Below are 14,002 nucleotides of genomic sequence, written 5' to 3'. Positions count from 1 at the left end.
TTTTCTACTCTGACTTGTACTTGATCATATTTTTTTACATCGTGGTACAATATAACATTTAGCTTACCAATGCTCGTAGGAAATTCTAATACAATAGAGCTTCCATCTGACATATCAGTATAGTTTCTTATATCTCCTTTCTCGCTTTTAACCTCTACTGCATTATTGCCCATTCTTAAAATTAAACCTCTGTTTGCTTCCAGTATTTTGGCTACCTCTACCTTGCTATCATCAGAAAATTCTATATATGATGTTGTATTGTCTATCTCGAAATCTATTAAGGATCCTTCTTGAACAGCACTTTCGCCAGCTTCCTCTAGCTCTTCTAGTTGCTTATCTATCTGTGGCTGAACTTCTGGCTGTAGCTCATTATAGATTTCACCTATCAGTTTATTCTGCAGTAAAGTATCATGAAACTCTGCACCGCTTAGCATTAATTTACGTATTAGCTTTTTTCGATCACTTTTTTCTAATCTGTGAAAATGTGTACCTAATACTACATATTCTGCAAAACTCCATTCCCCATCATTACATGCATTTAGCCTTGCTCCAGCAGCTAGTGCTTCGTCTACAGCCTTGTGCAGTTCATTTGGACTTTTTGCTCTTACCACAGTACTCTTAAACCAGCTCAACTTTTCACTTTCACCTCTACTTGGCTTTATTTTTTGCAAGGCAGAGGTAAATGGATTTTTATCTTCTTGATCACTTATAGGTTTTGTGCCATATATATAATCAAGTCCCTTTCCGTAGTTGATTTGAACGTCTCTATTAGGGAAGGGCACTTCTCCAGGTTTTTTAGCCTTATTAATTTTGCTTACAAAAGTGGACTGCTCTTTAGCACGACCAATTCCTATAATAGCATTCAACATCTCACCTTTTGATAATTTATCAAGATCAATGTTTAATTCGTAAGTACCTCCCTTTTTATCATTAAAAGGTACAATTATCTTATTACCCATATTAGCCTCCGCTATTAAATATACTTTTTAAGTGTATAGTTGTTATACACTCTACTACTCATTATAAATTATAGTGAGTAGATTTGCAAATACTTTCTACTATAACAATCCGTTTTCTCGAAAGCTGAAATAGCCTCCACTTGTGATAATAATATGATCAAATAATCTAACGCTTACAGTACTACATGCTGCTGCTAAGCTCTTCGTTACTTCTTGATCTTCTTCTGATGGTTCTAAGCGTCCCCCAGGATGGTTGTGTGACATTATTACTAATGTTGCATTCTTTATTAATGCTTTTCTTATAATTTCCTTTATGTATACTGGTGCTTTTTCCATTTCACCAATATAGGATTCTTCTCCGATTAATTGGCGCCTCTTATTCAAATACAGTATTTTTACACATTCCCTTTCTGAGTGTCCTATACTTACGTTCAAATACTCTACTAGCCCTTGTAAGTCCATTATTGGCTCACTCTTAAGCTTTTCTCTGAGCACCCTTTCTAGTGTTTCCTTAACACACATAATCATTGCTACTGCAGAATCAGTTACTCCTTCTATAACTTTCAGGTCATCCATTTCTCGGCCTAAAATCCTTCCTACTCCTGTATAAGTATTCACCAGATTTTTAGCAATTTCTTGAGCTTGTGGCCTTTCATGTACTGCACTTAGAAACGTTTCCATTATTTCACGATCAAGTAATGCTTTGCCTTTGCTTTCTAATATTCTGAACTCTATTTCCTCTTTACTTTTATTCATATAATTTACCCTTCACTAACAACAAACTTTTTTTAAATATTTACTGCTGTTTTTTTATCAGCATTGGCATAGAGCCATAGCTTCCGAGTGAAGTCAAATCAATTTTTCAATCTTTTTTACTTATTTTTTCATGAATAGGTGAAGATATTAATATATGGTGATTTTTTTATTTTAAACTTGTTGAATTTCGCCTAAAGAGAGGCCTGTTATTTGCAAAATAATATCGGTAGAAATTCCTTTTTTAACTAAGTTCTTTGCAATTTTGATTCTTTCTTCTTCTCTAATTTTCTCCTCACAAATTTGTATGCTTTTAAACATAGATTTTATTAGTACATTACGTAGTTCTTGGCTCTCAATTTCTTTGTATTCTTTAATCAAATCAGGTAGCTCATTTTCCACTTTACTACCTTCATCTTCTTCTATTAGTAGATCTGTAATATTAATCGATAATGTTTCCGCTATTGTATACAATTTTTCCAGTGGAATAGCCACACGTCCTTGTTCATAGTTGCTTATTTCGTCACGTGTTGTATCCATTTTCTCAGCCAAATCCTTTTGAGTATACTCTCTCACTAGTCTCCATTCTTTTATCTTCTTTCCTATTTGGCAGTAAATAGAACCTCCTTTTTCTTCAACACATTCATCAGCAGAGAGACCAATTGTTTTTGCAACAATATCAACAGAAACTCCTCCTTTAACCAGACCTTTTGCAATTTTTATTCTCTCCGTTTTTTTACTATTTTTCTCACTAACTTGAACAAATTTGGTTAGTAAACAAAACATTCTACGTAATTCCTGATCATTAATCGTTTTATATTTTCTTACTAGATTTAATATTTTCTCTCCCTCATCTTCAAAACAGATTTTTTCATTTGATACAGGAATTAGGTCTACAATACCAATCGACAATATCTCTGCTATAGCATACAACTTTTCAATCGAAATTTTACGTGTTCCTTTTTCATATTGTAGTACTATTTGATACGTTACGCCAATTTTTCCCGCTAAATCTTTTTGAGTATAACCTCGCTTTAACCTCCAGCTCCTTACTTTTTGTGCTATCTGATACTTTATCAAGGTATTTGCCATAAATATTATACAGGTTAATACTACCAAATAAAGATATACAAAAACTTCTACGTTTCAATTTTAGTTGAATATTTCTTCACAATTGTGTATAATTATTAATGCTTTTTATCTTACTTTCTCATGGCTCTTTCCAAGTTTCTTGATGCTCGCAATGATATAGCTTTTCGCCGTATCTTTGGTACCGAAAAAAATAAAGATATTCTTATTCACTTTCTCAATGATATACTAGGTCTTACCGATGACAATAAGATTAAAGATGTCTCCTTTCTCAGTCCCATTCAAGACCCTGTCATCGCCTCTCAAAAGCAAAGCATTGTTGATGTTCTCTGTGTTGATTCTACAGGAATAAAAACAATAATTGAGATGCAAGTCGCTAAAACTACTGGCTTTGAAAAACGTGCCCAATACTATGCCGCTAAGGCCTATTCAAGTCAAGCTGATGTAGGTGATCAGTATCATGATCTTAAAGGCGTTATCTTTATTGCTATTGCTGATTTCATCTTATTTCCTAATAAGCTGGCTTATAAGTCTGATCACGTTACTTTTGATAAGATGACCTTTGAACATGATCTCAGAGACTTTAGTTTTACTTTTATAGAGTTACCTAAATTTAAAAAAAGAGAAGATCAATTAGAAAATATAGTAGAGAAATGGTGTTATTTTTTTAAACACGCCGGTGAAACAAGTGAAGAGGATCTAAAAAAAATAATAGGAAGTGATTTAATTATTGGCAGGGCTTATGATGAGCTGAACCAATATAATTGGAGTAAAAAAGAACGTCTTGCTTATGACCAAGCTAAGAAACGTACCGATGATTATTTATCTAGTCTTGAAGAAAAACTTCATGAAGGCATCCAAATCGGCCATCAAAAAGGCAGAAAAGCAGAGAAAATTGAGGTCGCAAAGAATCTACTTAAAGCAGGAGTTTCTATTGACATTATAACTCAAACTACTGGTCTTTCTGTTGATTATATTGAGAAAATTCAAGAAAAGAAGTTTTAGCCATAACGTTTTTTTATTAAACTCTCTATTCTAGTAATTTTAATATTGCAATCCATTCTAATGTCTGTATAATGTCTTATTTTACATAACACTGTTAATACTTAATAGGAGGGGTTAATGCCAACACAGAAAGAGCTTCGGGCTACGATGTCCAAAAAATTACAGGAAGCTATTAAACATCCAGATCCAACAGTTACTGCCGGGAGGAAGTCAGCTATCAAGAGATGGGTGGGAGTCCTTCATGACAACTTTATGGAGCATATAAAATACTTCAAGGATGATAAGCTGGAGTTTTTGCGTAATGTATTCCAAGATGAAGGTTGCTGGTCAGGTGTAAGGTTGGATAATGCTGCTTTAGGTCAAAGGTTTACTGAAGAGAAAATAGGTGGGGTAGATAATCCACTTTCAGAATATGATATAGCTTGTAGGTATTGCGTAGTAGATAAAATTCACCATCTCTTTCAAGAGCAGTTTGAATCTTACAAAGGTAGTTTTTCCTCGAATGCAGTTGATGGTTATGGTAATCCTGTAACTGACATATACATAAGAAACTCATTGTTGAACGGTATGAAAAGGGAAGATCCTGTATTAAGTTTCTGGATTGATAGAGAATCTGGGGAATTAAAGCAGTATGATGCAGTAGAAGGTTTTGATAGTGCTGTAAAACTTAAGTGGAGTGAAGGGGTAGAGCATTTTTATAATCATTTAAAAGAAGAAGATAAGGAAAAGAAGAAGATAAGGAAAAGAAGAAGATAAGGAAAAGAAGAAGATAAGGAAAAGAAGCTCACAGAAGCTATTCTTGCTCTTTCTCGTCCTCAATCTGTTGAGAAAGACGCCCCTATTTTAGATTTTTGTGTAAATAAGATAGTCGATAAAGATACTCTTTTACAGAAATTATCACAGAAAGATAAAGGAGTATATTCCCTTTTTGCTGAATTAATAGAGTCATGTTTTTTTGATACGGTTCATGATTTGGTACAGTGCTGGTGTTATAAAGAAGTTTCAGCAGGAGGAGACTGTTCGGACAAAATATTCTCACAGCGAGACTATGAGCTTTTTCTTTCCTCTCTTTCAGATGTGATGTTGAAAAATCCTGAATCAAATGTTCAAGCTAGATCTCTTATTATGGAATTTTGGGAATGTGGTAGCTTGTATCAATACAGAAAAGCTGCTGTTAATACTTCTAATTATACAGTTCCTACAAGTGGTGTATTTGCAGAGTTAATAGTCAATTGGAGACGAGAAGACATTTATAAGACTGATGAAGAAAAAGAAATAGAGAAAAAAGAAATATTAGATATGATGTCATTTGCCAAAGATTGCTTTCCTGAAAAGTTTGAGCTCTTTAAAAAACTAATAATAAGAGACCTTAGATTATGCGGTAGGGAAGGTAAAAGAGTAAATGTAGATTACGGTCTGTTTGCAGAAGAATTATTCTCTGAGTTAGAGAAAACAATTTTACCACCTGGTCCTGTAGGTGATGGTCCTTGCAGTAATTTGCGATCACGATCTAAAGCTCATGGTAGTAAGAAAACAACTTTGCCAGTTGATGATAGTCCGCAGTCTGAGCTTGGAACTCCTAGTGTAAGTGGTGTTTCTTCTTATAAGAAAAAAAGCGTCTTTACGCTTAGTGGTAATAAGTAATCCACTTATGAACTCTTGGTGTTTCTGGTCGTAGTAAATAAGGGGTATTTTGTATGAGTAATGGTGATGGACTTATTAGGAGTTTGGTGGATGGAGATCTTGAAGGATTCAGACAAGGATTTGAATCTTTTTTAGATCAATATCCATCTTTCTTGTATCATGTAAGTGCAGGTCGTTTCCTTCCTGTATTCTTTTTTAGTATGTTTTCTACTGCACATGATGCTAATATCTTAAATGCAAATGAGAGAGTCTATTTTCGTTTTGATAACCATGGTGTTAATCCACGTAATGGTGAAAATCGAAATACGGCAAACCTAAAAGTTGCTGTTTATCGTGACGGACAGCAAGTTGTCAGATGCTACAGTATTTCTGATCGTTCTAATAGTGATGGGTTGAGGTTCAGTACAAGGGAGAGAAATGCTCTAGTGCGAGAGATTAGACGGCAAAATCCAAATTTAAGGGAAGAAGACCTAAATTTTGAGCAATACAAAGTATGCATGCATGGAAAGGGCAAGAGTCAGGGAGAGGCAATTGCAACAGTATTCGAGGCGATTCGTGAAAAGGATTTTAGAGATAGAGATAAATTTGCCAAGTATTCAGCATCTGAGATCAATTTTCTTAGGCAACTTCTAGGAAATAACATGACAATTAAGCAAATAAATAGAATACAACTCAATCAAAACCAGCGTGCACAACTTGATAATCTTGTCAATTTTGCGCAAGTAGCACATGGTCAACGAAGACAAATAAGAGATATTCTTGGAAATCAAGGGATAGAAGTAAATGATCTACTTACACTAGAATTTGCGACGAGAAATGGACATTATGATTACTGGCTTCAACAAATTGATATAGCTTACGCTGGAAGATTGCGATATCAGCTTCGTACTGAAGGTAATCACACTTTTGAAGTAGCTAATTTGGCAAGGAATGACGGTAACGAGCACATTGTTAGAGTATTAAATCAATTTAGGGAAAATGAAGAACAACAGCGTTTAACTTTAATCATTACTTTAAATAATACTCATTGGGTTACACTAGTGATTGAACGTCAAAATGGGAACTATGTTGGGTACTATGCTGATTCAACTGCTACTGCTGTTCCAGGTGGTATTATCGATATCATTCAAAATAACTTAGGAAATAATATCAGGATTAATAATGTTTCTGTTCGTCAGCAAACAGATGGTTGGAATTGTGGTTTATGGGCATTAGAAAATGCTACAGATATTAATAGAGTCCTAAATGAAAATCCTGGAGAACAAGTTCAGAATGTTGTAAATATTATGCGTGATTTTCTTGGAAGAGGCCACCCAAACAGAGATAGAAATTACTTTCAGAACATAAGAGTGAGCATTTCACAATTATTCAGGAATGATCCGGGATTTCAAGATGTGCAATTGCAAGCATACATTCAAAATAGAGAACAAATTGATCAATTACTACGTACTTATCTAGAATTAGGATATCACAGAGTGGGAGGAGGGTGTGGACCAGTAGAAGCACCTATATCGCTTAGTGTTAGTGATTCCAGTAATTTTGGTGGCCTGCCACAGTCGAGTTTAGAAGGTCCTGAAGCTAGTCGTATTTCTGACCTTAGCAAAGGTAAAGGCGGTAGGTAGAGGTAATCGGTAGATGAAAGGAGTGTAACAAAAACCTTATGCATCAAGTAGAGATTGTGAGCAAATTTAAAGAAGTTAAGATGGGTAACCTGTTTTTTTCTACTTGCAGCAATGTTTCAAAAAGTATATGTGTCGAGTTGGGTAAAGTTGAAGGAGGTTCTTAAATGAGCAACTATTAATTTGGTAGTATATAGCATTAATAAATTTAAACAATGTGACCATTTTCAGTGGTTAAAATCAATGAGCGTGAGAACATTTTTCTTTGGAATCAATTGGTCTACCACTAGATCTGTGCGAACTTTGCTATATAATAATTCCACTATACCGCAAAACCAGCTATACTAGCCTACTTTTACTAAATTTACATACGCACTAATTTGCCTAACTTTGTTGCAATAATTTTACGTTTTTATTTTTATAACCCTATTTTCACCAAACAAGTTCTCACGAATATACGCACTTTTTTACAATTTTGGAGAAAGTAAATATTTAATTTTTTTGCGATGCTAATAAACTTGTGTTTTTATAAAAAGTAATTTTTTGATATTCTCTATGGTAGAAAGGCTATATAAAATAATATTTACAAATTCAAACCTTTCACACTATAGAAACTCCAAAACCCTTATATTCGCCAAGAAGGACCTGCAACTGGTTCATTAGTGACATTATTAAATGCAGAACTTGGTGTTTGTATTGAACCTGACATTTGTAATTGCATCACTATTTCCTCAGCTGCTTTCTGTTCCTCTCTTAATACTTTTATTTCCTCCTCCGCAGCTGCTCTTGCCTGTTTTATTTCCTCAATTACATGGGATCTCAATTCGTTGATAGCCTCATCATCAAATCTTAAGTTATCTTTTACAGATTCATTTTCCTTATCCTTACGCTGAGTAAAGTTTTTGTTTGCTCTATTAAATTCATCAGCTAATTCTGACAATTTATCAAATTCTTCCTTACCAATAGATTGTTTACTCTTTAACTCTTCTTTGAAGCTCTTATATTTACCAAAGATGTCCTTAAATTTCTCTGCATAGTCTGTATTTAACACTAGAAAAGTACACTGCTGCTCTAAGCATTCTTGCACACTCTGATTTTGTATTATCGTTTCTACAGGTATTTTAAAATTGGAGGCTTTACTATACATTAAACGAACAGCTTTTACTCTTGCCCGCACTTCCTCTTTTTCTTGTCTGCCTTTTTCTTTGTCCTGTTTTGCTTTTCGTGCTATTATGTTTAATAAACTTGCTTGTTTACTACACTCAGTTGAAAGTATCTTGATTGTTTCACGCTCTTTATCCTTTATATCCTGCTCTTTTAAGCTTTGTATGTAATCTCTTCTATTTTCTATAATTTCTTTTGCAAACTTTTCAAATGTTATTCCTTCTATTTTATTTATTGCATCAAGCTCAAATTCAAAATCTGCGATTAATAACGCAATAAGCTTTGCATCATCCTTCCATTTTTTTTCTTTGAATATCGCGTCCTTCTGTCCTTTTACTTTAATTTCTGAAACAAGCCTTTTAAGCTTTGAGATATTTATCAACTTCTCCTTGCCCTTATTTATTTCTTCTTTTTCCTGCCTTATTTCTTTTAAGATGGTATTATTGGCCCCTAACAAGATATTCTCTTGTAACAACTCTTCAAGTAAGTTAATTGCTTGATTTAAATCCTTAATATCGTCCCTACTTATTACAAGATCACTTTTCTCTTTGAAAAGCTTATAATATCCTTGGGAACCAGCTAAGCTAAGCACCAAAATACCAGCAAAAACACCAATAGCTATTGGGCCACTAAAGAGGGCAAAAGAATAACCAATAGCTGCTGCCCCACCACCAACACCTACACCACCTATGGAGCAATTACGTATTAATTTCTTATGCTCTTTTGCTTCTAAATGTTGTGTTACTTGTTCCATCCCTGTTTGTTTTGCATCTTTGACTCTTTCTAATTTACCTTCAGATATTTTTTTCCTGTAATCAATAGCAATATCACTTGATTTTTTTGGAAAGGAATCTTCAGGAAATAGTTCACTTAATTCCTCTAAACTAATAACTTTACAGAATTCTATAATTTTTTCATCTTCACTCAGTTTACGTGTATGAGGTTGCGTTACGGTGAATCCGGTTATTTCCCAATCTCCATCTTTTGTTTTCCTATATTTTGTTCCAATTACTGGCATTTCTCTGTACAAACGTGCAATTTCTTCCACCGCTACTGTTTCTAATAACTCACCACCTAGTCCTGTAGTAACACCAGACTTATTAATGTTAGCTCCATTACATATCAAGAGTAATGCCATATCTTTTTTGTCTTTTTCTATAGCTTTAAGCAATATAGTATCTAAAATGTCTTGTTCTACCTCTATTACATTGTGTGGTTCTATTAATTGAATGGTTAGTGTTAATGCTAACCTGTGATACTCTCTTTTCTTCAATACTTCAACAAGGATTTTTTCTATAAATTTATCCTCGTTTTCTACCCACTTAGATAGTGTATGTTTCACAGATTCTAGAGTATTGCTCTGTAAATCTAATAAATGATCTTCTGTGTTAGAGAGTTTTAAGATACTTTTACTTAATTCTTGTGATAGTATTGTTAAAAAATTTCTAACCTTTAATTCGTTACTTTCATCTTTTTTCCAATCTTCAGTTGCTTTTAATGATAATTCCTCTAAAGTTTCTTTTGTTTCGTTAACAAGAGTCTCTATAGCCTTAATCTCATCAATTACAACTTTGCTTACCCTTTCTTTATTACTCCTTAACTCACTTGGCGCACTTTGCATTGCACTAACAAATTTTTTAGGATCCAATATAACAGGCTGTGACACCTTTCTAACTTCTTGCTTTAAAGAATTCTTACCCTCGGGATACTCAATGTCAGCCTTCTCAACTTGATATGTTTTCCTCAGTTCCTCTAACTTGTTATCCAGTACCTTATCAAAAATTTGATCAATCAACCAGTTATTTACATTCGTATCTAACTCAGACTTATTATAATTATGCAATACATGTGCTGCATTTTTGTCTGAATCTTCCTTTACTTGCTTTAGCAGTTCATTGTACCAATCTAATAAAATAGTATGATTTTTTACCCCTTTTATGAAATTAGAATACTCATTGATCTCACTTTCATACAATTTATGCTCTTTTGTTACAGATTTTAACTGCCCATTTATTCTACCTACTTCTCCTTTCAAATTTTCAACTACTGCATCTGCTTTCACTAACCCTTTTTCTTGCCCTGGACTTTCGATGACCGTACTTATGATTTCATTGTCTATCTCTTCTATTGTTTTTCTAGCAATATTATCATAGATATCTAAAACTTGCTCATAACCCATGGTACATAGCCCTGTTATATCCGTATTACGCACATACTCAATAATCTGTCTATCACTACCACAATGTCTGTAGTCTGAAATAGAAGCTGATTCTTTGATTCTGTTATTCCTATCCTGAACAGATTCCAATACCACTTCCTTTAAATCTTCCCTAATACTATCTTTAACTAGCTTAGCTTTATCATTTAATAATTTCCTTAATCCTACACTATCGGGTATTATTTTATCAAAATCTCTATCTTTAAAACTTTTATCTTTGCTGACTAATTCACCCATTATATCTTTATCCATCTCTCGAAATTTTGCATCTAAGACTTTTTCATACTCCTCAAGGCAAAACTCTTTCAGCTTATACTCACCATAAAGTCTTGCATACATAATGTTGATCTTAGTTATTATAAAACCTGAGTAATATTTTATAAATGTAGCTGAACTTCTAACACCAATTAATGCTTGTAATAGCCTTAAACCTTCTGCATTTTCAATTTTTATTATTTTTCTACTTGCTCTTCAAATGGCTTATCAAAAAAACTTAGCATATTACCCCCATTATCAATTAAGCATACCTTAATTATCATTAAATTACAAGTCAACACTTTTTTTTGCTTAGTTTTTTAATATTTTGAGTTAAAACTTGACCATTTGTTGAAGGCATACACCATTGAGGTCCGTATAGAAGAAATTATCTTGTTTATATTGTCTTCAAAGGAGGATGAGCAGTAATCGATTGTTCCTCTACTTTCTCGAGCTTGGTGTTGGGATTTATGATATTATACAGCGCAAGACCTATACAAGCTAATCCAACTATTCCCACAACCGCTGCTACTACAGGCATTTTCATGATATACAATGCAACACCACTTGCCAATAACACTACACCAACAATTACAGGTTTATTACATACTTCATGCACTTCCTCTTCAGCCGGCACACTTTTGCCTGTTACAACCTGCTGCCCTATGGTTGTTTTCTCATTAAGAACATCTTCCAAAGGTTTCTTAGCTTCTGCTGAATCCGCATTGCTAAAAACTTTTTGCTCTTGTATAGCAGCTTCTTTTGCGGCAGTTTCATTTTTTTCGCATATTCCAGCATTATCAAGCTTTTCTATTGAAGTAGCGATATCTTTTATAGCTATTGTATTACTTTTCGCATGGTTTAAGGTATTCATGTTCTATAGATTCTTCAAGACTACTTTTATTACTATTTTCACATGCGTTAGCCGGTGTCTCGATATTACCGATAGTATCTTGAAGCACTTTTTCACTTCTAACTGTAGTAGTTTTGGCTGTTACAACAGTGGACTGCTGGGTTGCTCTCTTATTAAGAATATTTCCCAGTTCTCTTACAGCTTCACTATTTTCACACGCTTCAGCATAGGTGAATGGGGATTTCCTTGCCATTTGAATGTTTTATCGTTATTCTTTTTTTGACAATCTCTTTCAAGATACCATTTTCCTCAGAGATCTTTAACACTGCTCTAATCATGTCATTGTCTCTACGTGATATAGCATCTGTAAGTATTGTATGAGTTTCTTCCCGACCATCTGAATGTTTTGTGGTCATCTCTTCATTCAGAACTTCCTTTAATAGTTTTTGTTTTTTGGCTTCTTCTAAAAGATCTTTTACAGCTTGATTATTTTTATGACTTATAGCATAATGTAGTAGTGACAATGTCTCCTCTCTACCCTGATATTTGTAAGCTATTTTCGCTAAAAGAATCGTACTTGCGTTATAGCTGGACTTTTTGAATATTCCATTTCTGAACCTTCCAGCAATACCTTTCCCTTCCTCTATTTTTCTTGCTAGTTTTTGTATATTCTTTCTATCTTTATTTGTTAACTCATATATATCACATACTAATGTCAGTTTTGACGTTTTCATAATGTTTTTCCCCTATTAAGATTTGTCGATTTAGTTGTAGCGCAGTTGCTCACCATAAATTTGGTGCTCTCTTTCAATCAAAGGTGTCTTGCTGCTTGAGATGTTTTCTTTGTAAAGATTTAGCTTATCTTTTACATCTAAACAGAATTAACACGATTTGGCTTTTTGTAGATGAGTAATTCTCTAGGGATTATCCTATTGAATTCTATGATATTATTTTTTGTAACATTGTTATACACGTCATGATAAGGGGGCTGGCGAAGGATGTCAAGTAATTTTCTTATTTCATTTAAATTGCTTGTAACCTTCTTATACACTCATCTTTACCAAGAATCACCATGATATCAATGATTCCAGGTGCATCCATTACTCCAGTTATAGGGGCGCGTAATGAGTGGTATACATCGCTTATTTTCATATCGTGCAATTTTGCACATTCCTTGATCTGAGAAGATAAAAAACCCTTATTCCAATTTTCATCACCGATCTTTGACAGAAATGATGCGAGTAACTTAATTATATTGAGGTTAGATTTGACAATTTGACAAGCTTCTTCACTTAAATCAAGTGGCGGATCTTGAATATAAAATTTTGCTAAATCCAATAATTCGGTCAGGTAGTTTGCTCTTTTTTTTAGCTCTGTCAGTCCCTGCAGTAAATAGCCCTTTTTTTTGTCAGTTAGAGTATTTTCTCTAAGCATTAGAGTCAGAATATCTTCATTGCTCATATTACTAATATAGTGGTTATTCAAATGCTCCAGTTTTTTGAAATCGAGCCGTGCAGGTGAACGACCAATACTTTCTATATTAAACCACTCTATTGCTTGCTCATCGCTAATAATCTCATCGTTGCCGTGACTCCAGCCAAGTCTCAGCAAGTAATTACGCATCGCTTTTGGCAATATTCCCATCTTTTCATAATCGCAAACGCTTGTGGCACCATGCCTTTTGGATAGCTTATTCCCATCTTCCCCATGAATAAGCGGCACATGTGCAAAACGTGGAATGTCAAAATCAAGAGCCTGGTATATTAGCAACTGTTTAAAGGTATTAGTGAGATGGTCAGAGCCACGTATAATATCGGTTATTCCCGCATCATGATCGTCAACCACTACGGCAAAAATATATGTTGGAGTGTTATCAGAACGTAAGATCACTATATCATCAAGCTGCTCGCTATTTACTTTGATTTGGCCGTATATTTTATCATCAATGACGATCTCTTGTGAGTCTGGCACTTTGAAACGGATAACTGACCTCACACCGGATGTCATTCCAGCGCGTGACCACATATTTTCTTCTGGATCCCAGTGTCGGCTACTTGGATGACAAGAAGGAGGTTTTGTAGTACATTTATGCTTGTATATCTTGCCCTCTTCTCTTGCTTTTATTTTCTTTTCTGCAACTTCATCCTCAGGGCAATAACAGTGATACGCCCTACCCTTCTCAACTAAAAGGTTTGCTACTTCTTTATGCCGCTCTATTCTTTTTGACTGATATACTATTTCCCCATCATAGCTCACACCGAGCCATCTTAGCCCTTCTATAATTGCATCAATTGCTTCTTTCGTTGAACGTTTTCTGTCGGTGTCCTCAATTCTTAGCAAAAACCTGCCACCATGATGCTTTGCATAGAGCCAATTGAATAAAGCAGTACGAGCTCCTCCAATGTGCAAAAATCCTGTTGGTGATGGAGCAAATCTCGTGACT

Annotated in this window: 12 protein-coding genes; 4 read left to right on the top strand and 8 right to left on the bottom strand. The window is 34.3% G+C overall.

Features of this window, described 5'->3' with window-relative positions; all coding sequences use genetic code 11:
• From BA053_RS02295 to wmk, 3 genes are all read right to left on the bottom strand, one after another.
• Positions 1-959 (bottom strand): hypothetical protein (locus tag BA053_RS02295; protein WP_156518217.1); only part of this gene is annotated, 959 nt, incomplete at its 3' end.
• Between the two features lie 99 nt (positions 960-1,058).
• Complete coding sequence (locus BA053_RS02290; RefSeq protein WP_065095434.1) at positions 1,059-1,715, bottom strand: JAB domain-containing protein; 657 nt, start codon at positions 1,713-1,715, stop codon at positions 1,059-1,061.
• 171 nt (positions 1,716-1,886) lie between these two features.
• Complete coding sequence (gene wmk / locus BA053_RS02285; protein ID WP_065095433.1) at positions 1,887-2,804, bottom strand: WO male-killing family protein Wmk; 918 nt, start codon at positions 2,802-2,804, stop codon at positions 1,887-1,889.
• A gap of 120 nt (positions 2,805-2,924) precedes the next feature.
• Here wmk and BA053_RS02280 point away from each other — a divergent pair, with 120 nt between their 5' ends.
• From BA053_RS02280 to BA053_RS08480, 4 genes are all read left to right on the top strand, one after another.
• Positions 2,925-3,806, top strand: a complete 882-nt coding sequence (locus BA053_RS02280) for an Rpn family recombination-promoting nuclease/putative transposase (RefSeq protein WP_065095473.1) — start codon at positions 2,925-2,927, stop codon at positions 3,804-3,806.
• A 117-nt stretch (positions 3,807-3,923) separates the two neighbouring features.
• Positions 3,924-4,562: a hypothetical protein gene (locus BA053_RS08490; RefSeq protein ID WP_281173533.1), complete on the top strand. Its 639-nt coding sequence runs from the start codon at positions 3,924-3,926 to the stop codon at positions 4,560-4,562.
• 216 nt (positions 4,563-4,778) lie between these two features.
• Positions 4,779-5,450 carry a hypothetical protein gene (locus BA053_RS08485; RefSeq protein WP_281173532.1) on the top strand — a complete coding sequence of 224 codons (672 nt, stop codon included), beginning with the start codon at positions 4,779-4,781 and terminating at the stop codon, positions 5,448-5,450.
• A gap of 53 nt (positions 5,451-5,503) precedes the next feature.
• Positions 5,504-7,072, top strand: a complete 1,569-nt coding sequence (locus BA053_RS08480; protein ID WP_065106712.1) for a hypothetical protein — start codon at positions 5,504-5,506, stop codon at positions 7,070-7,072.
• A 622-nt stretch (positions 7,073-7,694) separates the two neighbouring features.
• On the opposite strand, the gene BA053_RS02265 is transcribed toward BA053_RS08480, so the two are convergent.
• The 5 genes from BA053_RS02265 to gltX all read right to left on the bottom strand — a co-directional run.
• Positions 7,695-10,790: a hypothetical protein gene (locus BA053_RS02265; RefSeq protein WP_065094604.1), complete on the bottom strand. Its 3,096-nt coding sequence runs from the start codon at positions 10,788-10,790 to the stop codon at positions 7,695-7,697.
• Between the two features lie 313 nt (positions 10,791-11,103).
• Complete coding sequence (locus tag BA053_RS07795) at positions 11,104-11,580, bottom strand: hypothetical protein (protein ID WP_065094603.1); 477 nt, start codon at positions 11,578-11,580, stop codon at positions 11,104-11,106.
• The gene (locus tag BA053_RS02255) at positions 11,552-11,812 is read right to left on the bottom strand and encodes a hypothetical protein (RefSeq protein WP_065094602.1); all 261 of its coding nucleotides are present in this window, start codon (positions 11,810-11,812) and stop codon (positions 11,552-11,554) included. Before BA053_RS02255 ends, BA053_RS07795 begins: the two co-directional genes overlap by 29 nt.
• Positions 11,781-12,293, bottom strand: a complete 513-nt coding sequence (locus BA053_RS02250; RefSeq protein ID WP_065095339.1) for a WD_0033/WD_0034 family tandem repeat-containing protein — start codon at positions 12,291-12,293, stop codon at positions 11,781-11,783. The genes BA053_RS02255 and BA053_RS02250 overlap by 32 nt, the downstream gene beginning before the upstream one ends.
• 289 nt (positions 12,294-12,582) lie before the next feature.
• The coding region (gltX, locus tag BA053_RS02245) for a glutamate--tRNA ligase (protein WP_065106711.1) at positions 12,583-14,002 on the bottom strand (1,420 nt) is incomplete at its 5' end.

This window comes from Wolbachia endosymbiont of Nomada ferruginata (assembly GCF_001675785.1).
Taxonomy (GTDB): domain Bacteria; phylum Pseudomonadota; class Alphaproteobacteria; order Rickettsiales; family Anaplasmataceae; genus Wolbachia; species Wolbachia pipientis.
The sequence above is the reverse complement of the archived record's forward strand: the minus strand, read 5'-3'. Positions and strand labels throughout refer to the sequence as shown.